21 protein-coding genes are annotated in these 25,044 nt (G+C 36.1%); 14 read left to right on the forward strand and 7 right to left on the reverse strand.

Translation table 11 applies throughout. From position 1 onward, the window contains the following. Positions 1-852: a substrate-binding domain-containing protein gene (locus DSM00_RS07650; protein WP_128757455.1), complete on the forward strand. Its 852-nt coding sequence runs from the start codon at positions 1-3 to the stop codon at positions 850-852. A gap of 87 nt (positions 853-939) precedes the next feature. Continuing rightward, on the forward strand, positions 940-1,101 hold the full coding sequence (locus tag DSM00_RS15525; protein WP_164916310.1) for a hypothetical protein: 162 nt from the start codon (positions 940-942) through the stop codon (positions 1,099-1,101). 71 nt (positions 1,102-1,172) lie between these two features. Here the strand turns inward: DSM00_RS15525 and ung are convergent, their stop codons facing one another. Next, the gene (ung, locus tag DSM00_RS07655) at positions 1,173-1,838 is read right to left on the reverse strand and encodes a uracil-DNA glycosylase (protein WP_128757456.1); all 666 of its coding nucleotides are present in this window, start codon (positions 1,836-1,838) and stop codon (positions 1,173-1,175) included. A gap of 140 nt (positions 1,839-1,978) precedes the next feature. On the opposite strand from ung, the gene DSM00_RS07660 reads away from it, so the two are divergent. The 3 genes from DSM00_RS07660 to DSM00_RS07670 all read left to right on the forward strand — a co-directional run bounded on the left by DSM00_RS07660 (position 1,979) and on the right by DSM00_RS07670 (position 5,328). Then, complete coding sequence (locus DSM00_RS07660; RefSeq protein WP_128757457.1) at positions 1,979-4,153, forward strand: endonuclease MutS2; 2,175 nt, start codon at positions 1,979-1,981, stop codon at positions 4,151-4,153. Further along, positions 4,154-4,552, forward strand: coding sequence for a thiol-disulfide oxidoreductase DCC family protein (locus DSM00_RS07665; protein ID WP_128757458.1), 399 nt, complete (start codon positions 4,154-4,156; stop codon positions 4,550-4,552). It abuts the gene before it with no gap. Between the two features lie 113 nt (positions 4,553-4,665). Further along, positions 4,666-5,328: a haloacid dehalogenase type II gene (locus DSM00_RS07670; RefSeq protein WP_128757459.1), complete on the forward strand. Its 663-nt coding sequence runs from the start codon at positions 4,666-4,668 to the stop codon at positions 5,326-5,328. On the opposite strand, the gene DSM00_RS07675 is transcribed toward DSM00_RS07670, so the two are convergent. The 3 genes from DSM00_RS07675 to aroC all read right to left on the reverse strand — a co-directional run bounded on the left by DSM00_RS07675 (position 5,308) and on the right by aroC (position 9,310). Beyond that, positions 5,308-6,432: a lamin tail domain-containing protein gene (locus DSM00_RS07675; RefSeq protein WP_128757460.1), complete on the reverse strand. Its 1,125-nt coding sequence runs from the start codon at positions 6,430-6,432 to the stop codon at positions 5,308-5,310. The two genes, DSM00_RS07670 and DSM00_RS07675, sit on opposite strands and share 21 nt — an antisense overlap. Before the next feature lie 141 nt (positions 6,433-6,573). Next, positions 6,574-8,019, reverse strand: a complete 1,446-nt coding sequence (locus DSM00_RS07680) for a dicarboxylate/amino acid:cation symporter (RefSeq protein ID WP_128757461.1) — start codon at positions 8,017-8,019, stop codon at positions 6,574-6,576. Between the two features lie 226 nt (positions 8,020-8,245). Then, positions 8,246-9,310, reverse strand: coding sequence for a chorismate synthase (gene aroC / locus DSM00_RS07685; RefSeq protein ID WP_128757462.1), 1,065 nt, complete (start codon positions 9,308-9,310; stop codon positions 8,246-8,248). A gap of 158 nt (positions 9,311-9,468) precedes the next feature. Here aroC and DSM00_RS07690 point away from each other — a divergent pair, with 158 nt between their 5' ends. Then, positions 9,469-10,293, forward strand: coding sequence for a UDP-2,3-diacylglucosamine diphosphatase (locus DSM00_RS07690; protein WP_128757463.1), 825 nt, complete (start codon positions 9,469-9,471; stop codon positions 10,291-10,293). 90 nt (positions 10,294-10,383) lie between these two features. Here the strand turns inward: DSM00_RS07690 and DSM00_RS07695 are convergent, their stop codons facing one another. Continuing rightward, positions 10,384-12,711, reverse strand: a complete 2,328-nt coding sequence (locus tag DSM00_RS07695) for an ATP-dependent helicase (RefSeq protein WP_128757464.1) — start codon at positions 12,709-12,711, stop codon at positions 10,384-10,386. Between the two features lie 197 nt (positions 12,712-12,908). Between DSM00_RS07695 and DSM00_RS07700 the strand changes: the two genes are divergently transcribed. The 7 genes from DSM00_RS07700 (at position 12,909) to DSM00_RS07730 (ending at position 19,748) form a co-directional block, all read left to right on the forward strand. Next, positions 12,909-13,454, forward strand: a complete 546-nt coding sequence (locus tag DSM00_RS07700; protein ID WP_128757465.1) for a DsrE family protein — start codon at positions 12,909-12,911, stop codon at positions 13,452-13,454. Between the two features lie 9 nt (positions 13,455-13,463). Further along, positions 13,464-14,744, forward strand: coding sequence for an amidohydrolase (locus DSM00_RS07705; RefSeq protein ID WP_128757466.1), 1,281 nt, complete (start codon positions 13,464-13,466; stop codon positions 14,742-14,744). A 169-nt stretch (positions 14,745-14,913) separates the two neighbouring features. Then, positions 14,914-16,527 carry an FMN-binding glutamate synthase family protein gene (locus tag DSM00_RS07710; protein WP_128757467.1) on the forward strand — a complete coding sequence of 538 codons (1,614 nt, stop codon included), beginning with the start codon at positions 14,914-14,916 and terminating at the stop codon, positions 16,525-16,527. A 3-nt stretch (positions 16,528-16,530) separates the two neighbouring features. Beyond that, complete coding sequence (locus DSM00_RS07715) at positions 16,531-17,049, forward strand: DUF7935 family protein (RefSeq protein ID WP_128757468.1); 519 nt, start codon at positions 16,531-16,533, stop codon at positions 17,047-17,049. Between the two features lie 133 nt (positions 17,050-17,182). After that, entirely contained in the window at positions 17,183-17,701 is a 519-nt protein-coding gene (locus tag DSM00_RS07720) for a DUF3124 domain-containing protein (RefSeq protein ID WP_128757469.1), read from the forward strand. Between the two features lie 87 nt (positions 17,702-17,788). Further along, entirely contained in the window at positions 17,789-19,249 is a 1,461-nt protein-coding gene (locus DSM00_RS07725) for a potassium/proton antiporter (RefSeq protein WP_128757470.1), read from the forward strand. 100 nt (positions 19,250-19,349) lie between these two features. After that, positions 19,350-19,748, forward strand: a complete 399-nt coding sequence (locus tag DSM00_RS07730) for a hypothetical protein (protein WP_128757471.1) — start codon at positions 19,350-19,352, stop codon at positions 19,746-19,748. A gap of 5 nt (positions 19,749-19,753) precedes the next feature. On the opposite strand, the gene DSM00_RS07735 is transcribed toward DSM00_RS07730, so the two are convergent. Together DSM00_RS07735 and DSM00_RS07740 are read right to left on the reverse strand one after the other, a co-directional pair. Beyond that, the gene (locus tag DSM00_RS07735; RefSeq protein ID WP_128757472.1) at positions 19,754-20,677 is read right to left on the reverse strand and encodes a patatin-like phospholipase family protein; all 924 of its coding nucleotides are present in this window, start codon (positions 20,675-20,677) and stop codon (positions 19,754-19,756) included. Then, on the reverse strand, positions 20,677-22,746 hold the full coding sequence (locus tag DSM00_RS07740; RefSeq protein WP_128757473.1) for a M1 family metallopeptidase: 2,070 nt from the start codon (positions 22,744-22,746) through the stop codon (positions 20,677-20,679). Before DSM00_RS07740 ends, DSM00_RS07735 begins: the two co-directional genes overlap by 1 nt. Positions 22,747-22,857: 111 nt before the next feature. On the opposite strand from DSM00_RS07740, the gene recG reads away from it, so the two are divergent. Beyond that, a complete protein-coding gene (recG, locus tag DSM00_RS07745; protein WP_128757474.1) occupies positions 22,858-24,963 on the forward strand; it encodes an ATP-dependent DNA helicase RecG in 2,106 nt (701 codons plus the stop codon). Positions 24,964-25,044 lie beyond the last annotated feature (81 nt).

Here is a 25,044-nt window from a genome sequence, read left to right on the forward strand (position 1 = left end):
ATGACTAAAATTACAATAGGTGGTGTTCCTGAGCATTTTAATTTACCTATACATCTATGTATTGAAGATGGCCTCTTCAAAAATGTGGGACTCGATATAGAATGGGTAGAGTTTCCGGGAGGTACTGGAGCGATGAATTTAGCTCTTAGAAATGGAGAAATTGATATTGCTATAATTCTTACTGAAGGTATTGTCAAAGATATCGCAGCAGGAAATGAATCTAAGATTATCCAAAATTATGTATCAACACCTTTAATTTGGGGAGTTCACGTTGCGGCTAATAGCCCATTTAATACATTAGACGATCTTGAGGATACCAGACCTGCAATTAGTCGGTTCGGTTCTGGATCTCACGTAATGGCTTATGTTCAGGCAAAAAAAATAAATTGGAATACCCAGGCCATAAATTGTGTTGTAGTAAATAATCTTGACAATGCTATTCAATCTCTCAGTAAAGGAGAAGCAGATTACTTTATGTGGGAACATTATACTACTAAACCACTTGTTGATTCAAATATTTTTAGACGGGTAAGCGACTTCCCCACCCCGTGGTCTAGTTTTGTTGTTGCGGCAACATCAAAGGCTTTAGCTGATAAACAAGATGCCATCAGTTCTTTTTTAGAAGTTCTTAATACTAAGACATCTTCCTTCAAAAACATCAATGAGGTAGATGTGCTTCTAGCAAAACGTTACAATCAGAAATTAGAAGATATAAAAACTTGGCTTTCAAAAACAGAATGGTCTCAGGACCAACTTCCTCATAGTGAAATTGAAGATGTACAAAACCACCTTCTAGAACTCGATATGATAGATAAAAAGCAAGACGTTAGTTTTTATTTAACTATCATTTAATGAAACTTTTATAAGTAGTTAATTCGGTAAGTAAAAAAAAAGGCCAATCTTTACGCCATATTAATTTATTAATTAAACAATTCAATTATGGTTACGTTTCTAATCGTTTTGGGATGTTTGCTATTTATTAATTTAATACTATTTAAATTTAGTGTAGCAGGCGGATCTAAAGTTGAGAAATCGCAAAAGCGTGTAGCCCCTAAACAAACAGCCTTAAATCAGCGAGTAGTTCTAGAACAAGCTTCTTAATTTATTCCTGATTTTTTTCAAATCAAACTTTTAGAGAAAAGGCTCAACTTAACCAGTTGAGCCTTTTTTTTTTACCATTCAATTGTCGATTTTCCTTTTTTAGACAAATAGGCGTTAGCTTTACTAAAATGTTTATTCCCGAACCAATGGCCGCGATTAGCACTCAAAGGAGAAGGATGACCACTCTCTAAAATCAAATGTTTGTTTTCATCTATTTTTGTTGCTTTCTTTTTTGCATAACCACCCCACAATAAAAATACTACACCTTCTCTTCGCTGTGATAAAATAGAGATAACAGCATCTGTAAAAGTCTCCCATCCTTGTTTTTGATGAGATCCGGCTTGATGTGCACGTACTGTCAAAGTTGCATTCAGTAGAAGTACTCCTTGCTTTGCCCAGCGCTCGAGATTGCCACTATTAGGTATAGGATTGTTTAGGTCTGCAGCTATCTCTTTAAAAATGTTTACCAGCGAGGGCGGCACTCCAATTCCTTCAGGAACTGAAAAGCACAAACCGTGCGCTTGACCAACTCCGTGATAGGGATCTTGACCCAAGATTACTACTTTAACATCATCAAATGGACAAAGGTCAAAAGCTTTAAAAATTGCTGCTCCTTTGGGATAGCAACTATGTGTCGTATATTCTTCTTTTACAAATGTTATTAAGGATTTAAAATAAGGTTTATCAAATTCAGGTTCTAATATAGCTTTCCAGCTGGGATGTATGTCAACGTTCATGAATATCTTAAATTTGTATAGCTCATTCTGTAATTATTGATCACAGAAACAGACTCAATCAGTATTGAAATTACTTATTAAATTTCAGTATAAAAATAAAAAAAACTTAAGTTATCTCCCGCCTTAAAAGGGGCATTACTATGATAAAGATTCATCCTAAAACACTTGCTGATTTAGAATTTCATACGGTTTGTGCTCAAGTAAGCGCATTGTGTATTACAGATAAAGGGAAAGTAAAGGCCCTTAAACTTACGCCGCAACGCAGTTTTAAAAAAACCTTATTTGCTTTAAATCAAACGCAAGAATATATAAGCTCAGACACACACGAGACACCCATTCCTAACCACGGTTTTGATGCGCTTGATCACGAACTTAAAATGTTAGGCATAGAAGATACTACCCTAGAGGTAGGAAGCTTTAGAAGAATTGGTAGTTTGTCTGAAACTGCTAATACACATATAAAGTATTTTAGAAAATTTCAATCTTATTATCCGTCGCTTCACAAAACAATTGATGATACGGAGTACACATCGGCATTGACCGATGAGATAAATACCATTGTAGATCGTTTTGGAGAAATTAAAGATGACGCTTCTCCTTTGTTATTAAATACAAGAAGAGCAATAAATGTCGTAAAAGGTAAAATTAATAGTAGCTTTTCTTCGGCACTATCTCAATATGCATCATACGGATACCTTGATGAAATAAGAGAATCTATAGTAGATAATGTGCGCGTACTTGCCGTTAGTGCTATGCACAGGCGCAAAGTAAAAGGCTCCATTTTAGGTAATTCTAAAACCGGGAGCATTGTTTATATTCAACCCGAAGCTACACAAAATCATCAACGCGAACTTAATAATCTTCAGTATGATGAGCAGGAAGAGGTCAAGCGCATTTTAAAAGGTTTAACAGATTTTGTAAGACCATTTAGCCCCTTATTAGATGATTATCAAAACCTTTTAAGTACAATCGATGTAATTTCAGCAAAGGCAAAATATGCTAAAAAATTAGATGCTGTCCTACCAAAAATTACTCAGGATCGAGAGTTACAGATTAAAGATGCTTATCACCCGTTGTTATTTTTAAATAACAAAAAACGAGGAGAAAAAACCTTTCCGCAGGATATAACATTAGATGAGCAAAATAGAATTATTGTTATAAGTGGTCCTAATGCGGGTGGTAAAAGCATTACTTTAAAAACGGTAGGTTTACTACAAGTGATGCTTCAAAGTGGGTTGCTTATACCTGTGCATGAATATTCTAGATTTTGCTTGTTTGATAAAATATTGACTGATATCGGAGACAATCAAAGTATAGAAAATCACTTAAGTACCTACAGTTACCGATTGAAAAACATGAATTATTTTCTTCGGAAATGTGATGAAAATACACTCTTTCTAATTGATGAATTTGGTACAGGTAGTGACCCCGAATTAGGTGGTGCCCTTGCGGAAACCTTCTTAGAAGTTTTTTATGAGCGCGGTAGTTATGGGATTATTACAACGCATTATGCAAATTTAAAAATGATGGCTAATGAGACTGAAGCTATTACCAATGCTAATATGCTTTTTGATTCTCGTACCTTAGAACCACTATATAAACTACACGTAGGTGAAGCTGGTAGTTCATTCACATTTGAAGTGGCACAGAAAAACGGAATTCCGTATTCCCTGATAAACCGATCAAAGAAAAAAGTGGAACGCGGCAAAATTCGGTTTGATAAGAGTATTGCAGATCTTCAAAAAGAACGTAGTAAACTGGCAAAAACCACTACCTCATTAAAGTCTAAGGAGCAAGAAGCTGCTAAGGAGAAACAAGAGCTTTCTAAAATTAATACTAAGATACAAGAGAAGTTAGAGAGTTACCAAGAGTTATATGACAGTAATCAGCGTCTCATTTATTTAGGGCAAAAGCTAGATGATATAAGCGATAAATTCTATACTAATAAGAATAAAAAATCTATGCTCGACGAATTATTCAAAGTGGTGCAAATAGAAAATTCGAAGCGTGCTAAACAAAGTGTAAAAGAAAAACGCGCTCAGAAAGCACGAGAAACTCGTATTAAACAAGAGGCTGAGAAAAAGGTTGAAGTTATACGAGAAAAAAAGAAAGAGCTTAAACAAAAAGAAGTTCAGCTAGAGAAAGAAAAGCCTAAAGTAACTTTAAAAATAGGTGATCGGGTACGTTTACCAGATGGTCGAGCGGTAGGTACAATTCATAATATTGAAAAAGGAAAAGCAATCGTGGATTACGGGATGTTTACAACTAATGTAGATGTAGAAACCCTTGAACTCGTGCAACGCGTAAAACAATAGATGGAATCAAAAATTATATTATTTGATGGCGTTTGTAATCTCTGCAATGGAGCAATTAATTTTATTATAAAGCGTAATTCTAAAGCTACTTTAAAATTTGCCTCACTTCAATCTGATACCGGCAAACAGCTACTCAAGGAGTATAACATAGATTCGCTTAAAACAGATTCTATAGTTTTGATAGATTCAAATAAAGCCTTTTTAAAATCTGATGCTGCACTACATATTGCCAAAGACCTGGATGACGCTTATCCCCTGTTCTATAGTTTTATGATAATACCGGCTTTTATACGAAATTCTATTTATGATCTTATAGCCCGTAACCGCTATAAATGGTTTGGGAAAAAAGAAAGTTGTATGATCCCTACTCCAGATCTCAAATCAAGGTTTCTAGATTAAATAATCCCAAATTTTGCAAATTTGTTACTAAATTAAATACAACAAATAGTATACTATTAAAGAGGTTTGTAAATTATGTGTTGTTTCAAAAGTTAATCTGTAAACACTATTTTATGAAACCAAAACTTATCCTTTTTGATGTAAATGAGACCTTACTTGATCTAAAACCACTAGCCAGACGTATCAATGCTTCTTTAAGCAGTGACCTTGCATTTGACCTTTGGTTTAGCTCACTTTTACATTATTCACTTGTTGAGACAGTAACTGGCCATCACGAAGATTTTAGTAAAATTGCACAAGCAACATTTGAAATGACTGCAGCTAAGTTTAAAAAGGTAATTGCAGAAGATGAAATAAAAAGTATTCTGGGTATGATATCTAAGCTACAGCCACATCAGGATGTAGTTGAAGCTTTAACCATTTTAAAAAAAAGAGACTATATCTTGGTAGCTTTAACAAATGGGAATCCTCAAGTTGCAACTGATCAAATTAAAAATGCTGAGTTAACCTCATATTTTAAAGCGGTGTACAGTGTTGATGAAGCGCAGGCTTTTAAACCAAATCCCAATCCTTATTCTTATGTATTGGAAAAATTAAATGTAAAACCTGAAGAAACACTTATGGTTGCTGCTCATGGCTGGGACATAACCGGTGCTCAGCGTAGAGGTCTACAGACTGCATTTATAGCGAGAGAGGGTAAATTTAAATACCCTTTAGCAGCTGATCCAGAATTTGATTGTAAAGATTTACTGGAGCTAGTTGAACGTTTGCCCTAAGTTTATAGTGTCTATAGTACTTACAACACCGGCATTCCAAACAAAATCTGCATATTCATTACCAATCCCCACTAATTGTAGCGAGAAGCCTTCTGCCATGGTTATTGTTTGATCAACTGGTAACTGCGTAGAAGTCATTCCCATTGCTGCACCTTGAGTAGCGGTAACAACTCCTTCATAGCTTAAAAATTGAATAACGGTACCCACAGGATTTACGAGTGCTATACCTTCTGCATCATTTTGCAACGGCACAGATATCGTTAATGTGCCTAACCCAGCTTGTTGATCAGGGATACTGCCTGTAATGTTTGAAGAGTTAATTATAGTTCCGTTGGAGCCATTATAGTGTATAATAGAATAGCCTGTAAGATCAACACCCGCAGATCCTGCTATTTCCACACGTTCATCTTCATCACCTCCTATATTATCGTAGTGTATTTCATTAATCCATAACTTAAGGTCATCATCAATAATTGTTAAGTTAAATACAGAATTTAATCCAATAGTAGGTGCTCCAGAACCACCACTAGCATTTGTAATAGTAAAAGTAATCAACTCATTACCTTCTACTAAAGCATCGTTAGTAAGATTAAAAATAGACGTAGCATTAAACACAGCCGTATTTTCAGGAATGGTTAATGTTTGAGATAAAGTCTCGTCTAAATCAGAATAATCAGATGCGGAAACTGTAACCGTAATCGGGGTTGTGAGTGAAGGATTTGTAATATTAAATTCAAGATCTATAGCTCCTGAATTTTCCCCAAATTCTGTAGATGTGACTGTGTAGGCTACTTCGGTAGGTTGTATAGAATTTTGTAAAAGATGTACATTCTCCCAGAAAACACCATTCCACACTTGAAGACCAAAGATAGAAGCATCAGGATCGCTTACGAATATCATGAGACCAGAGTCAGCTCCTTCAGCAGTGATAAGATCACGCTGCGCAACTGTAACTCTTGGTGGCATAAATCCTTTGTAAGTGCCATCTGAGGATTGGCTGCTTACTTCAAGCATAGCAGAATCACAAGGATCTGTAGTTCCTATTCCTACTTGGGCATTGGCGATTAATGTTCCTGTAAAAAATAAAAATAATAGTCTTTTCATGCTTACTCATTTTTTGATTTAATGGGGTAAGTGAAGGCGTTGATATTAATCAACACATAGATTGAGGGACCCTCAAAATATAACTATTATTTTAAATAAAAAACGTAATACTCTATAAATTAATCATTTACAAGTAATTTTTTATTCTTCGACATCAAATGCCTCGTCAGGATGTTTGTTAGGATTATAATTAAAAAGCCCTTCTCCTTTTGCGATCACCGAAGAAACTGTAGCATCTCCTGTAACATTTACTACAGTACGACACATATCTAAAATACGGTCTACAGGGAAGATAATTCCAATCCAGGCAGGATTTAAACCTACCGATTCTAAAACTATTATAAGCATTACCAGACCAGCACTTGGTACCGCAGCAGAACCTATAGAGGCAAGTGTAGCCGTAAGAACTATGGTTAATTGCTGCGCTATTGTAAGATCTATCATATGCAACTGAGCTAAAAATACCACAGCTACCGCCTGATACAAGCAAGTACCATCCATATTTACGGTCGCCCCTATAGGTAACACAAAGCTTGTAACCTTTTTATCTACACCAAGATTATCCTCAACACACTCCATAGTTACTGGTAGAGTTGCAGCACTACTAGAAGTTGAAAAAGCCAATGTTTGTGCAGGACCCATAGCTTTAAAAAACCCGAAGTAAGACACCTTCCTTACAAATATTTTAAAAATGATAGGATAAATTACAAATATCATTAGCGCTAGACCCAGTACGACGGTTAAAGAATACCAACTCAATCCTTTAAATATCTCGACAACCTTGCTAATATCATTTCCGGCCATCTGGCTCACAACACCTGCCAGCAATGCAAATACAAAAAACGGTGCAGCTTGCATAGTAAGGTCAACCATTTTTAAGAAGATTTCCATAATACCGTCTACCGCACGTGTTACCGGAGCAGATTTTTTGGGATCTATAAATAGCATACTTATACCGAAGAACAAACCAAAAAATATTACTTGTAACATCAGTCCGTTATCTGCTAAAGAAGCAAAGAAATTATCGGGTACAATATCTACTAATGGTTGAAGAGGCCCCGCATCTTTTGCTGCATTAGCAGTCTCCATCTTATCACTTACCGAAGCATCTTTTAACTCACTACGGGATAAATCAGATATCTCTCTGGCGCGCTCCATAAACTCAGGATCCTGGAGATAATTTATTCCGTCTTTAATTTTATACCCTTCATCAGCCGCCCATATTTCATAACTAATACGGTTATCTATACGACTTTGATCATCAACTAACTTTCCGGGCTGTATTACATTTACCAGAAGTAAACCCATACTCACAGCCAGTACTGTAGTTAACAAGTAAGCTAACAAGGTTTTACCTCCCATTCTTCCTAAACTGGCAGGATCACCAAGATTTGCAACTCCACTTATTATAGAAAAAAGCACTAATGGCACTGCAATTAGCTTCAGAAGATTTATAAATATTTTTCCAAAGGGTGCGATCCAGTCAATTGTAAATTGGCTCCATCCCATTTGGCTTGAAATTAAGGCCCATAAAATACCAAGTACGAGACCTATAATAATCTTCCAATGCAATGCTAGTTTTTTCATAAAATAATAGAGGTGTTTTTCCTTATTGCGAAAGATAAACAAAATCCTTATTTAGAATAAGCCCGCAACGACTTTTGATGCCGTATTGTTAGTAAAAAGCTAAAATTGTAGAGAAAAAAATAAGCCCGCAAATAGGATTTGTATTGGAGAGTCTTAAAAAATAGAATAAACCAAAAAAAACGCCACACGAAAGTGTGCAGCGTTTTGTAAATAGTATAGTACTATATTAAATTTTTGATGCTTTATTTATAAGGAAAAAATCTGCTAATACTAGAGCAGCCATTGCCTCAACGATAGGTACGGCACGGGGCACAACACAAGGATCATGACGTCCTTTACCTTGCATTTCTGCAGCGTTTCCTTCTTTATCGATAGTAGGTTGATTTTGCATTATGGTAGCTACAGGTTTAAATGCAACTCTAAAATAGATATCCATCCCATTACTAATTCCTCCTTGAATACCGCCACTAAGATTAGTAGTCGTACTGCCATCTGCATTAAAGAGATCGTTATGCTCACTTCCTTTCATTGAAGCTCCATGGAAACCACTACCATACTCAAAACCTTTTACAGCGTTAATAGAAAGCATCGCTTTCCCTAATTCAGCATGAAGTTTATCAAATACAGGTTCACCTAGGCCTACAGGTACATTTTGAATCACACACATAACTGTGCCTCCTATAGTGTCACCTGCTTTGCGTATTTCTTTAATTCTGTTAATCATTTTTGTAGCAAAAGCCTGATCTGGACAGCGCACATCATTAGATTCTATCTGTGAAAAATCAAGTTCCTGATAGGGTGTAGTCATATGGATTTCTCCGACCGAATCTACAAATGCATTAATTTTAATACCTTTTAAAACCTGTTTAGCTATCGCTCCAGCAGCTACCCGGCTTGCTGTTTCTCGTGCGGAAGATCGTCCTCCTCCTCTGTAATCGCGCACACCGTATTTTTTATCATAGGTATAATCTGCGTGAGAGGGACGATAAGTATCCTTTATATGACTGTAGTCGTGAGACTTTTGATTTGTATTTATAATATTAAATCCTATTGGAGTACCCGTGGTTTTTCCTTCAAATATTCCAGAAAAAAACTGAACACTATCCGGCTCTTTACGCTGGGTAACAATTTTTGATTGTCCCGGCTTGCGACGTTCCATATCATGGTGTACAGCATCTAAATCTAATTCGATCCCTGCAGGACAACCGTCTATAATGCCTCCTATAGCTTCTCCATGTGATTCCCCAAATGTCGTTAGCGTAAATAGTTTACCAAATGTATTCCCAGCCATATCAAAAGTTTAATTAGCGAAATTAAAATGTTTTAGTTAAAAAATCGCGTGATAAAGCATCTAATTAACCTGCTAAAATCGATTTATAAAAAATAATTTAATATTCAGATAAAGGTGTAGTAACACCTGTGGCTTTTATTTGTTTAAAATAATAGTATTTGAAACGTAACGTAGAACTTGTTATCCTTTCTGATGTTCATTTAGGCACTTACGGCGCTCAGGCAAAAGAACTCGTAAATTACCTGCAAAGCATAAAGCCCAAAACTCTGGTGCTCAATGGTGATATTATTGATATCTGGCAATTTAGAAAGCGATATTTTCCTAAATCTCACCTGCAGGTTATTAAAAAAATTATTTCGCTTGCCGCGAAGGGAACTCAAGTGTATTACATTACAGGGAACCACGATGAAAAACTGCGTAAGTTCAGTCCGGTAGAATTCGGTAATATTTCTGTAATTGATAAACTGGTATTGAATCTCGATGGAAAAAAAGCGTGGATTTTTCACGGTGATGTGTTTGACGCTTCAATACAGCATACTAAATGGATTGCCAAGTTAGGCGGTTGGGGTTATGACTTTCTAATTGTGCTTAATAGTTTTATAAATTGGTGTCTCGTAAGCCTTGGAAGACCCAAATATTCCCTTTCAAAGAAAATAAAAAACAGCGTAAAAAAAGCAGTAAGTTTTGTAACCGATTTTGAAGAAACTGCAGCCGAACTCGCTATAGAAAATAAATTTGAATATGTAATCTGCGGCCATATTCATCAACCACAAATGCGTAAGGTTATAAATACAATAGGTAGTTGTTTGTACCTCAACAGCGGGGATTGGATTGAAAATCTAACTGCTCTGGAATATCACGATAAAACCTGGTCACTCATGGAGTATGAAAAGCAAAATCTACCCATATCACAAGATGATGATTCTGTAAATACCGAAATAGATCCTGTTGCTTTATTGGCTTCGATTAAAATATTTAATTAAAAAATCCCAAAACCTAGAGGTATGGAATTTTTAAAATTGTTTGTTCTTATATAAGATACTAAAATCCTTAAAGGGTTGCGTACAACTTCACTATTCTAAAATCTTCAGTTTAGCAAAACGCAATAATAACTTTTTAATTCCGCCAGTTTGAAATCGTATTTCAGCTTTTTGATCCTGACCTATTCCTTCAATTCCTAATACTTCTCCGTGACCAAAACGATTGTGTTCTACCCTGCTTCCCGCTTTTAAATTTCCATTTAAATCATCTGTTTGCAATGGAGGTGTGCTTGATCCTTGAGGCCGTAATTTTCTTAGTTTCTGAAGCTGGTCTGCAGAGGGTTTTCCCACTGTAGGAGCACTACCTGCAATAGGTTTCTTTAATCGAAGTTTACTTTTATCTGGTTCCCCAAAAATATCTGTATCTACTAATGGTTTGTATCTGTAAGACTCCATTGGTGTTTGAATATCTAGGAAAGATTCATCAATTTCTTCTATAAATCGACTAGGTTCAGCATCTATTAATTTCCCCCATCGATAGCGTGATTCGGTATACGTTAAATATGCTTGATGCTCGGCACGCGTTAAGGCTACATAAAACAATCTGCGTTCTTCCTCGAGTTCACTTCGCGTATTCATACTCATTCCGCTAGGAAATAAATCCTCTTCCATTCCTACAACAAAAACATACGGAAACTCTAATCCCTTAGCTAAGTGTATCGTCATCATAGACACGCGATCTACATCATCGACCTCTTTATCGAGATCTGTCGCTAAAGCAACATCTTCTAAGAATTCTGCAAGTGAACCGGTCGCATCTGCAACTTCTTTCTGTCCTTCTACAAAATCCCGAATACCATTAAGTAACTCTTCAATATTTTCTATACGTGCGATTCCTTCCGGGGTTCCATCCTTCTTTAATTCTTGAAGTAATCCGGTTTTTCGTGCAACTTCTTCCGCAGTTACAAAAGCATCAGCGTTTTCAGCGGTGATCTGAAAACTCTTAATCATATTTACAAAATTATAAAGCTTGTTTTTTGTGCTGTTATTAATTTGTATCTCGATGTGCTGGATATTTTCCATCACTTCAAAAATTGATTTATTGTATTGCTTAGAAGCAATAACAAGTCGATCTATGGTAGTTGCTCCTATTCCTCGAGCGGGAAAATTAATAATGCGCTTTAAGCCTTCCTCATCATTGGGATTTGTTAATACGCGCAAATAAGCGAGTACATCTTTAATCTCTTTACGTTGATAAAATGATAAACCACCAAAAATACGATAGGGAATCTCTCGCTTACGCAAAGCATCTTCCATTGCACGAGATTGGGCATTAGTTCTATATAAAATGGCAAAGTCACTTGGCTTAAGCTGCTTATTCATTTTTTCTTCAAAAATGGTACTTGCAACGTAGCGCCCTTCTTCCCCATCTGTAAGTGATCGATGAACAATGATCTTAGGACCATTGTCATTTGCAGTCCATACAATTTTATCCAACTTCGTTTTGTTATGCTCAATAACCGAATTTGCTGCCTCCACAATATTCTTTGTAGAACGGTAATTTTGCTCCAGACGATAGACTTTTACATCCTCATAATCCTTTTGGTAATTTAAAATGTTATTGATATTAGCTCCACGGAATGCATATATACTCTGACTATCATCACCTACTACACAAATATTTTGATAGCGGTCTGCAAGTGCTTTTACAATTAAATATTGAGAATGGTTTGTATCCTGATACTCATCTACTAGTATATATTGAAAACGCTTTTGATATTTTGCAAGAACCTCTGGGAATCGCGCTAAAAGTTCGTTAGTACGTAGTAATAAATCATCAAAGTCCATTGCACCTGCCTTAAAGCAACGGTCTACATATTCCTTGTATATATCACCCATTCTAGGCTTTTTAGCCATTGCATCAGCTTCCATCAATTCCGGATTTTGATAATAGGCTTTTACCGTTATCAGACTGTTTTTAAAAGAAGATATACGACTATGAACTTGTTTGTATTTATAGATATCCTTATCCAATCCCATTTCTTTTATAATAGCAGAAATAAGCCGTTGAGAATCCTGACTATCATAAATAGTGAAATTAGGAGGAAAGCCTAAATGATGTCCTTCAATACGAAGAATTTTAGCAAAAACGGAGTGAAAAGTTCCCATCCACAAGTTTTTTGCCTCACTGTTACCCACGATAGTACCTATACGCGTTTTCATCTCGCGGGCAGCTTTATTGGTAAATGTGAGTGACAATATATTAAATGCATCTACACCTTGTTGCATTAAATATGCAATACGCATAGTAAGTACGCGTGTCTTACCAGAACCCGCACCAGCTATTACCATCATTGCACCATCTTTTTGTAAAACCGGTGCACGCTGTGCGTCATTTAATCCTTCTAAAAGTGCCTCCAAAACAATTGATTTTTTAAGAAGTGAAAATTAAGGAATCTTGGCTTTTTAGAGGAATTACTAGCCATATAGTTATTAAGAAATATCGATTTGTTCTAAATTTAAGAGCATTGCCATTAATTGCTATGCAAATTTGAAATGCGAATCATTAAACGTAGCTTTAGATGAATTTTCAATAACTTTAAGCTAACCTACAACTTATGCGCTCCAGATTTCTACTTGTCTTAACACTATTACTTTGCTCATTTCTCAATACTAGCTTCGCGCAAGAGAAAATTACTGGTTCGTTATTGAAAGAGTTTGGTGAAACCTATACTGTCCCTCAACCCGACATTCCTGTAGACACAACAGCAACCTATAGAGTGGTTTTTGATATAGCAAAATCTCCTGAAAACCCAGCTAAACTTAATCCCTATTTTAATACCGTTGCGCGTTTTTTAAATATGAATACTTCAGCAGGAGTTACCCAAGATCACCTTAAGCCGGTACTCGTAGTTCATGGAAGCGCGGCATTTGGATTATTAACTAATCAATATTATAAAGAAAAATTCGGTGTAGACAATCCTAACTTAAAGCTTCTGGAGCGGTTTCACGCATTAAATATTCCTATTGTACTATGTGGTCAAACTGCCGGTTCACGCGGTATTACTTCAGAAAAAAGATGGCAACATACACAAATGGCATTATCGGCTATGAACGCACTTGTTTATTATCAAAACCTCAATTACGCTTTAATCTCGTTCTAAACTTACATTATGAAAAAACTCAACATTCTCATTTTTATCATCAGCATAACCGCATTTGCACAATCACCGGATGCTTCAATAATGAAGGCTGCAGAATCTATCGAAGACAAAGTAATTAACTGGAGGCATGAAATTCACAAAAATCCAGAATTAAGTAATCGTGAATTCAAAACTGCCGAAAAAATTGCAGAACACCTCAAGTCATTAGGAATTGAAGTAGAGACGGGAATTGCCAAAACCGGAGTTGTAGGCGTACTAAAAGGAGACAATCCCGGTAAGGTTGTCGCCTTGCGAGCAGATATTGACGCTCTCCCCGTAACTGAACGAAACGATTTACCGTTTAAAAGCACTGTTACGGCAAATTTTCTAGGCGCTGAAACCGGCGTTATGCATGCATGTGGCCACGATACTCACGTAGCCATTTTAATGGGTACTGCAGAAATTCTTGCACAACACAAAGATAAAATTAATGGTACTGTAAAGTTTATTTTTCAACCGGCAGAAGAAGGTCCACCTCCGGGTGAAGAAGGTGGTGCTTCCCTAATGATCAAAGAAGGTGTTTTGAAAAGCCCCGATGTCGATGCTATTTTTGGATTACACATAAATAGCGGAACCCCGGTAGGGCAAATTAATTATAAACCGGGTGGCATAATGGCAGCTGTAGAACGATTTGTCGTTAATGTAAAAGGAAAACAGACTCACGGTTCACAGCCTTGGGGTGGAGTTGATCCGATATATATTTCCTCAAAAATTATAGACGGTTTTCAATCTATAATAAGCAGAGAATCTAATTTACTGGTAGAGCCTGCTGTAATTACTGTAGGAAAAATTACGTCTGGTGTACGCTTTAATATAATTCCTGAAAGTGCAGAACTCATAGGTACGGTAAGAACTCTTGATCCTAAAATGCGCAAGCTTATCATACGTAGAATGACTGAAATGGCAGAAGGTCTTGCCAAAGCATATGGAGGAAGCGCAACGATAGAATTTCAAAGTAATACGGCAATAACATATAATGATGAGAAGCTTACTGAACAAATGCTGCCTACTTTAAAGCAGGTTGCTGGAGATACTAATGTAAATCTGGTTAAAGCAACTACTGGAGGTGAAGATTTTAGCTACTTTCAAGAAAAAGTGCCCGGCTTCTACTTTTTTCTGGGTGGTATGACACCTGGCAATACAGAGGCGTATCCCCACCATACTCCAGATTTCATGATAGACGATGAGGGTATGTTGCTGGGTGTAAAAGTTATGAGTCAGCTTACTCTTGATTATTTAAATAAAAAATAACTCAGTACCAGAAGCTACACTACTTTCATTTTAAACATATAATGAGAAATGAAGCTAGAACGATCTCTTTATTGCAAAAATCACAATTTACCACACTAAATTTTAAAAAAGCATCAATATAGATGCTGATGAAAAATGTAAATTTGGCGTTTGAAATTCAAACTTTTTTATGAACGATATTTTTTTATTTCTATCTAATATACAGTGGTGGATTTATATTATTCTAGCATTAGCAATTATTGCAATTCGTGATGTCTTTTTCAATAAGAAACATATAATCACCCACAATTTTCCAGTAGTAGGTCATATTCGATATATGCTAGAAAGTATTGGCCCAGAAATCAGGCAGTATATCGTTGCTAATAATCGCGAAGAACTTCCATTCAATCGCATCGAACGCGGTTGGATTTACGCATCTGCAAAAAATGAAAATAATTACGAGGGTTTTGGTACAGATCAAAATATTTACGAAGCCAATTATATTTTCATTAATAACGCAATGATGGCGTTTAAAGCTCCTCTAGATCATCCCAATTCTAAGAACCCGTATTTTTTACCCTGTGCTAAAGTCATGGGGTTACATAACAAGCGTAGAAAACCATATAGACCTGGATCTGCGATTAATGTTTCTGCAATGAGTTTTGGGTCTCTATCTGCTCGTGCAATTGCTTCCCTCAATAAAGGTTGCAAATTGGCTCACGCGTATCACAACACCGGTGAAGGCGGATTTTCTCCATATCATAAACAAGGAGCAGATGTGATCTTTCAAATAGGAACTGGATATTTTGGAGTACGAGATGAATTAGGTAATTTTTCTATGGAAAAAATGGTGGCTTTGGTTGAAGCAAATCCAGAAGTAAAAGCTATAGAAATAAAACTATCGCAAGGAGCTAAACCCGGTAAAGGTGGTGTACTTCCTGCATCAAAAATCACACAAGAGATTTCTGAGATTCGTCACGTGCCTATGGGTAAAGATGTTATCTCTCCTGCTACCCACGCTGCATTTGAAGGCGTAGATGGATTATTGCAATTTGTAGAAGATATTGCGGAAGCTACAGGATTACCCGTGGGCATAAAGGCTGCAATAGGAAAATTACAAGATTGGGAAAAACTCGCTCAACTTATGGCGAAGTCTGGTAAAGGACCAGATTTTATTCAGGTTGATGGTGGCGAAGGCGGAACTGGAGCTGCACCTCCCAGCTTTGCAGATCACGTTTCTTTACCATTTGTTTATGCCTTTAGTGATTTATATAAAATATTTAAAAAGCACCACCTTACTGAGCGTATAGTTTTTATAGGCAGCGGAAAGTTAGGTTTACCTGCAAAAGGTGCAATGGCATTCGCAATGGGTGTAGATGTAATCAATGTGGCTCGTGAGGCTATGCTTTCTATTGGGTGTATTCAAGCTAAAGCCTGTCATAATAATACTTGCCCCAGTGGCGTTGCTACACAAAATAAATGGTTGCAATCTGGAATTAACATTGAAGATAAAGCAGTACGAACAAATTTCTATTTTAAAAATTTTAGAAAAGAATTAATTGAGATCACACACGCTTGTGGCTATGAACATCCCTGCCAATTGACGACAGAAGATGTAGATTTGACTCTAGGGGATAAAAACCTAACTCAAACACTTGCCGCTTGCTTTACCTATCATAAAGTTGAAGTTCCATTTGCAGGAATGAATGAAATTCTGGATTGCAAATATCTTGGTGGAAATTATGATAAAGAGACTGCCGGCAGAAAAAACAAAGTTGAAACTAAGAAAGAAGTGCGTTATTAAATTATGAATGATATTTTAGATTTTTTTATTCCGGTATTGCCTGCCCTTGTCGTAGGTGGTCTGGCATATTATTTTTTTGATGGCTTTCTGAAAAATGAAGATAGGCGAAGACGATTTATACTGCATAAAGAATTTCAATCAGAAACACTTCCGCTGCGCTTACAAGCATATGAAAGACTTACTTTATTTCTTGAACGAGCAAATCTTATTCAATTATTAATACGCGTTAAACCTACCTCATCAGATAAAAAAAATTACGTTGACTTGCTTATATCTCAAGTTCAGCAGGAATTTGATCACAATTTATCGCAACAGATTTATATGTCTGATGAATGCTGGAATATTATTAAATCATCAAAGAATACGTTAATTGCACAGCTTAGAAAACAAGTTTTAAATACAGAGACGACCTCTGCCGATGCACTACGTGAAAATCTAATAACCAGTTATTCTGAAGCAGAAGATCCAATATATGTCGCACTTTCTTATTTAAAAACGGAGGCTAAAGAACTATTCAGTTAGAACAAAAGCTATTATTTTGGAGTAAAGATTTTTTTGTGCAGTTTGCTTTGCTTCAAATTATAAATCAAAGAAATTAGTGAGGTTGCTCACTTTAAGAACACATTGCTAAGTTTGTTATGCTATTTTTGATACTATGAAAATTATACACTCCCTTTTTGTAGTTTTTCTTTCAGCTATATTTTCGAGCTCGTGTACCGAGCAGAAAGAAATGAGTTCTGTAAATCCGGTAAATTGGCAAAAACGAAGTGCAGAATTACCCACAAATGACTCTCTTACTAAAGCAAAGTCTTACTTAGGGATTTATTCAGAAATTTATAGTACATCAGAACATAATACCCACGATCTTACTGTTACTGTAAGTTTACGCAATACAAGTGCAGAAGATTTTATATATCTTACCAAAGCAGCGTATTATAGTACTTCAGGCGAACTAATACGTACTTATTTTGATTATCCTATATTTATAAAACCTCTAGAAACGGTAGATATAATCATTGAAGAATCTGATAATACCGGAGGAACAGGTGCTAATTTTATAATAGATTGGCTTGATGATTCTGAGCTTACAGATCCTATTTTTGAAGCTATAATGATCTCTACACGTGGCCAACAAGGACTTTCATTTACCACGCAAGGAAAAAGAATTCAGTAATCTTCAGCATATAGAATTAATAGTATTTACATTATTTTCAACCGACTTTAGGCATTATGTCTATTTTTACGAATTAAAGCTCTCAACGTGAATATCACCATTGAAAATATTGTTTTAATAGGCTCTTTACTACTTTTTATAAGTATTGTAGTAGGTAAAACCTCCTACAAATTTGGGGTTCCTACTCTTCTTCTCTTTCTAGGTATTGGTATGGCCGCGGGATCTGATGGTATAGGTGGGATTATATTTGACGATATGGAGATCGCTCAATTTATAGGTATCGTTTCCTTAAACTTCATTTTATTTTCTGGTGGTCTAGATACGCATTGGTCAAGCGTAAAACCCATTCTTAAACAAGGTCTTCTGCTTTCGACTCTCGGTGTGCTTTTAACAGCAGTTACATTAGGCTTATTTGTTTTTTATTTAACCGACTTTACAATCTATGAAAGTCTATTATTAGGATCAATCGTATCGTCTACAGATGCAGCTGCAGTTTTCTCGATATTACGCTCAAAAAGTCTAGCTCTTAAGACCAATTTGAGACCTACTCTAGAATTAGAAAGCGGAAGTAACGACCCGATGGCCTATGTATTAACGATAGCCTTTTTAACGCTGGTCATTAATCAGGATCAAGGTATACTTTCGGTGATTCCCCTTTTACTACGTCAAATGATTGTGGGTGGTGTTGCCGGTTTTGTCTTCGGAAAACTGAGTAAGCTCATCATAAATAAAATCGAACTCGGTTTTGAAGGTTTATATCCCGTTCTCGTAATCGCATTAATGTTTATAACATTTTCTGCGACAGAATCTATAGGCGGAAACGGATTCTTAGCAATTTACATATGTTCTGTTTATTTAGGTAATCAAGACCTCATACATAAACAGACCATTCTCAAAATGTTTGATGGTCTTGCATGGCTAATGCAAATTGTTCTCTTCCTTACGTTAGGTCTTCTCGTATTTCCTACTCAAATTGTACCCTTCTTTGGGATAGGCATTGTGGTATCTCTATTTCTAATATTTATAGCCCGTCCTGTTGGAGTTTTTCTAAGTCTCGCCTTTTTTAAAATGAAATTGAAAAGAAGGTTTTATATATCTTGGGTTGGTCTGAGAGGTGCGGCGCCTATCGTATTTGCAACATACCCGCTACTAGCAGGTATAGAAAAAGCAAGTATTATATTTAATATCGTATTCTTCGTATCGGTTACTTCTGTTTTAATTCAAGGTACAACACTGGGTATTGTTGCAAAATGGCTCGGTGTGGCATTACCAGAATCTAAGGAAACTAATACAGATGTTGCTCGTTTTATCTCTGAAATTCCTAAAACAGCGATGAAAGAAATTGTTATAACGCCCCGATGTTACGCTGTAGATAAAAAAATTGTTGAGTTGGGTTTTCCTAAAACTGCAATTATTGCTATGATTAAACGCAATAATAAATACTTAACACCTAATGGATCTACGGTAATTAATAAGAATGATACACTCGTTGTTCTATCTGAAAATGAAGCAGGCATTGAAGAAGTTGAAGTATGCTTAAATAGATGATTTTGAAGGATTCAATACTTTTTTTTTCAAATAGCGAAAGATAAAATTATTAAACTTACGCAACCTCTTTCTAATTCTTACATCTGCTTTAAAATCACAAATGAAATTAAAATTCATTTTATTGGCTATTGTAGCATTTCTAGCATTGCAATGCTCAACTACTAAAGATACTGAAAATCAAGATTGCGAGAGCATTGCAGAAGCTGTCGTGATTGATGTTAAAGGTCAAACAGAAACCGAGGTAAATAAAGACTTAATTTTAGAAGTATTCTTTCCGGTTACTAATGGCTGCGGTTTGTTTAACAAATTTATAGAAACCATAGATGGAAACACAATAACCGTAAGTGTTGAAGCAATTTACAAGGGTTGTATTTGCACGATGGATATACCTACACGGATAGCTTCATACACTTTTACGCCTGCTGAAGCCGGGCTTTATGTGGTACGTTTTAAAAGTAGTTCAGATACATTTATCGAAAAGATCATTACGGTTAATTAACCTGCTTAATCAGTTTCAGTAATTTCTTTCAATTTATTATCTTGCGCTTGTTTGGCTTTATCTTCAGCATATTCCCAGCCTTGCTGCCACCAGTTAGTCATTAACTTTTTATTGAATATAAGACTGTTCTCTGTAAGCTTAGATGGAGTGTAATATAGATTAAGTGGTACATCTTTATTAATTGCTGCAAGTTTCCCCACAATTACGTCGTGATACTCTACTTGATCCATTAAAAATCCAAATAGATTTACCATTAAAGAAAACGGATTTTTACCGAGAACCTTATTGTATTCCATATTTTCAGATTCAAGAATAATGGCGTCAACCTCTGTTGCTCCTCTTCTAATAGCTTCACGTATGGGTACAATACAGCCAAAACCACCATCTGCGTATTCAAATCCCTTTTTATTAACCAAGCTCATAAAAGGGACGTAATTACAACTTATCCAGATCCATTCGCAAAAATCTTCATATTCCCAATTACGAATTGATTTATACTCAACGGTATTTTTTGTGAGATTTGACACAGTCACTACAACATCTGCAGCAGTTCTTTTTATATGCTCAAATTCACTTTTAGAAAGATTTTTTTTAATGTTTTTCAGTAAATTTTTACTCTCGCCAAAAGTGCGTTTGCGACGCATAAACTGCCAGACTGTATTCCAGTAATTTATAGAAACGTATTCCCGATCGCCTTTAGACTTAATGTTAAAAGGGTTGACATTAAAAATGGTATTTTGATTGACGTTCGTATAAACCTCGTATGCCCTTTTAATATTATTATTTGCAAGCTGTGAGATTAGCAAACTTCCGGTAGATGTTCCTAAAAACAAATCATATTTATGCCCTAGCTCCTCAATAAGATATTGAGCAACTCCCCCGGCATATGCGCCTTTACTTCCTCCACCAGATATTACTAATGCACGCATTAAACTAATTTTTCAGCTAAAAATTTCCGTTGCTTTTCATCTTTTAGATCAAGCTTTTTAAGCTCTTTCTTCCATTCTGGATCTTTCAGCAACATATTTAAAATATTCTTACACGATTCTGAAAATCTCCAGTTTATATGAAAACAGCCATCCACCAAATTTTCTAAACTTTTAGGTTCAAAAAGTTGAAGTTGGTATAATTTCTCAAATGCATTTTGGCGCGTAGCATAAGAATTTCGATTTCCTGTAAATCGGGTAAGTCTAAAAAAGTGATCGCGTATAAAAGCTTCTTCATAATCTAAGGTTGAAATAGCCAGCGCTAACCAGGTAATTTCGATATTGTGATCAGAAAAACCTTGAACTCCTTTCATTTGGTTCAAATACTTGTGACGATCTGATGGAAAAGACGACCATAAATTAAGTAATGCCTGTTCTCGTGTTATGTAAGAATCATCATTGAGCAAGCGTTCATAGTTAGTCTTCATCTCCAGAGGGACTTTCTGAACCGTACGTGCAATCGCTTGTCGCACCCACGGATTATTTGTGTAAAAAGCGCGTTCATATATTCGCGATGCAGCTGCGGGTGATACATCTGCTAATTGATAAACAGCTTCCTGACCGGTATATTCATCTGGCAAGGCAAGTAAATCCAGTAATTTATTTTGCTTTTGACTAAAAGGAACATTACGCAATGCAACGACGCGCATATATTTTTGAATGATTGGAGATTTTTTCAGAACTTCTAAAGCTGCTTTGTCTTGAAAAGCCGTTTGTTGCAACCAGTTTTTCTCAAATTCGATAAGATCCATTCCGCTTGACTTGCGCATCTCTTTTAAGAAATCTTCGGTACTTGCGTTCTTATATTTAAAGTTATTAAGGTAACTCTTAATACCTGTTCTAAATGCCTCATCCCCTATTTCCTCACGTAAAATATGTAATGCCCAAGCACCTTTCTGATAAAATGTTAGAGAGCTTGCTTTGGGATCTAATAAACGTTCCCCTTTGCCTTTATCGCTTAACGCCTTTAATTCTTCCGCAGATTTATAAAGTTGCCAGTAGTAATAGTCGTCACCAAAAACTTTTCGTTCTGCAAGAAGTGCATAATACGTAGCAAATCCTTCTTGTAACCAATGATGTGTTCCTGAGGTTGCCGTTACATAATCGCCAAACCATTGATGCGCCAATTCGTGTGCATTTACACTCACATAATTACGATCTATAAAGCCGTTTCTATCTACAACAAATTGATCACTAAAGATAGTCGCCATGGTGTTTTCCATTCCAGCATATAAGAAGTCTTTTACAGGAACTTGTCGATAAACTGGCCACGGAAACTTAACACCTATTTCCTCTTCTAAGTAATTGAAAATTTCTTTGCTGTATTTATAGGTACTTAAAACCTTCATTGAGTCTGTAGGATAGTAATACAGCTCCATAGGAATACCAGAATCAGATACATATTTAATTTTGCGGTAGTCTCCCATTACGACGGCAACCAGGTAACTAGACATAGGCTCTGTCATCTCAAAGTGCCAAATAAACTTCTCGCCTTTCTCTTCTTTCTCAATAAGAACGCCATTAGAAACTACTTCCTGCCCGGGATATGCTATTATAGAAAGATCAAACTCAATCTTATCATTCATATCATCAATACTGGGTAGCCAGTTAGATGTATATTTTCCTTGACCTTGTGTCCATATTTGCTGAAAACCTCCATTATTTACAAAATACAGCGCCTTATCGGGTTTTGCAGTATATTTTAGGAGTAGTGAATACGTTTCTCCTTTTAAAAAGTTCTTGGTAAATATCATACGCCCGTCATCTGTATGCGTACTTATAAGTTTACCGTTAAGGGTAGAAGAATATTTAGTGATATTTTTTGCATTCAGATACACAAAATCTGCATCGTCAAGCATTTTAAATTTTACTTCTAATTCGCCGGTAACTGTACCATTGGGATAATCAAAATCTAACAGGGCATAAATGCGTTCAAAGTCAACCGTTTCGGTCTGCTGGCTATAAAATACACTTGTAAAGCAAGCGAAAAAAGCCGTAAATATCAATTTCATAAAGTCATACTATCTTATAGCCTGCCAAATTAAGGATTTGATTTCAAAACCGCTCACTTAAGGACAAAGTAAAACGCGAATAAAATAGTTGGGTTTTATATCTTCGTCATCATGAACTCCGGCAAGCTACAAACCCCTATAGATTATCTCAAAGGTGTAGGACCTAACAGAGCTACTTTACTACGTTCTGAATTAGGAATTCATACATATCAGGACTTTCTTAATCTATTTCCTAACCGGTATATAGATAAAACGCAGTACTATAAAATTGCACAGTTACAACCTACAAGTGCAGATGTACAAATTATAGGCAAAATAACACATATAAAAACGGTTGGGGAAGGAAGAGCTAAACGACTCGTAGCAACATTTATCGATCAAACCGGATCTATGGATTTAGTTTGGTTTAGAGGTCTTAAATGGATACGAGAAAGTCTAAAAATTAATATTCCATATGTGGTTTTTGGAAAAGTGCAACGCTTTGGGAGTGCGTATTCTATTGCTCATCCAGATCTCGAATTGCTAGAAGAACACGAAAAAAGTTTACGCATCGCAATGCAACCTGTGTACCCTTCTACTGAAAAATTGAGTAATCGAGGCATTACCAACCGGGTTGTTAATGTACTTATGCAAACTTTATTTCAGGAAGTGCATAACGCAATTGACGAATCATTATCAAACTCTATTTTAGATACCTTAAAGCTTATTCCGAAGAAAGAAGCCTATTTAAACATCCACTTTCCGCAGAGTCAAGAAAGTTTAGCCAAGGCACAGTTTCGGTTAAAATTTGAAGAACTTTTTTATATTCAACTCCAACTACTCGTAAAAAATAAACTACATAAACAGAAAATTAAAGGCTATCCTTTTGAACAAATAGGAAATTACTTCACCAAATTCTATAATGAGCATTTACCTTTTGAACTTACAGAAGCACAGAAGCGTGTAGTTAAAGAAATACGCAATGATCTGGGCAAGCCAGCACAGATGAATCGTTTACTACAAGGAGATGTGGGTAGTGGTAAAACCATTGTTGCTCTTCTAACGATGCTTATCGCTATAGATAATGATTTTCAGGCTTGCTTAATGGCACCAACTGAAATATTAGCAATACAACATTATCAAGGACTTAGTGAACTTTGTAAGGACCTTGATATAAATATAGCATTGCTTACGGGATCATCGCGTACTAAAGCCCGAAGGATTATTCACGAAAATCTGGAAAATGGTTCTTTAAATATTTTGATAGGAACGCACGCGCTGCTGGAGGACAAAGTAAAATTTAAGAATCTAGGTCTCGCCATTATCGATGAGCAACATCGCTTTGGAGTAGCACAGCGCAGCAAACTGTGGCATAAAAATAGTTTGCCTCCGCATATTCTTATTATGACTGCAACACCTATCCCCCGTACTTTGGCTATGAGTGTGTATGGTGATCTTGATGTCTCTGTAATTGATGAATTGCCTCCAGGTAGGAAAGCTATTAAAACGGTTCACCGCTATGATAATAATAGACTGAAGGTTTTTGGTTTTATTAGAGATGAAATTAAAAAAGGTCGTCAGATTTATGTGGTTTATCCACTTATTCAAGAAAGCGAAGCGCTGGATTATAAAGACTTAATGGACGGTTATGAAAGTATAAGTCGGGAGTTTCCTATGCCAGAATACCAAATTTCGATTGTTCACGGCCAGATGAAACCTGCTGATAAGGATTATGAGATGAATCGCTTTGTGAATGGAGAAACACAAATAATGGTTGCAACAACTGTGATTGAGGTTGGTGTAAATGTACCTAATGCATCAGTAATGATTATCGAGAGCGCAGAGCGTTTTGGCTTGTCGCAATTACACCAGCTGCGAGGGCGTGTGGGGCGTGGTGCAGATCAAAGTTTTTGTATTTTAATGACTGGTCATAAACTATCTGAAGATAGCAAAACCCGTTTACAAACTATGACTAACACAAATGATGGTTTCGAAATTGCCGAAGTTGATTTAAAACTGCGGGGTCCCGGGGATATTATGGGAACCCAGCAAAGCGGAGTACTCAATTTAAAAATTGCAGATATTATAAAAGACAATGAAATAATGAAAATTTCACGCAACTATGCATCTGCGTTACTTAATGAGGATCCACAGCTATTAAAAGAAGAAAATCTCCCTATACGCCAGATGTACGCGCAGTTGATGAAATATAAAAATATATGGAATTATATATCCTAAGTGATTGAATCAATGCTTTGCTTTCGACAAGCGTGATCGTCATAATCTTTGAAATTTCCTGATATTAAATTAGATAAAAAG

The sequence above is a fragment of the Leeuwenhoekiella aequorea genome (assembly GCF_004104375.1).
GTDB lineage: Bacteria > Bacteroidota > Bacteroidia > Flavobacteriales > Flavobacteriaceae > Leeuwenhoekiella > Leeuwenhoekiella aequorea.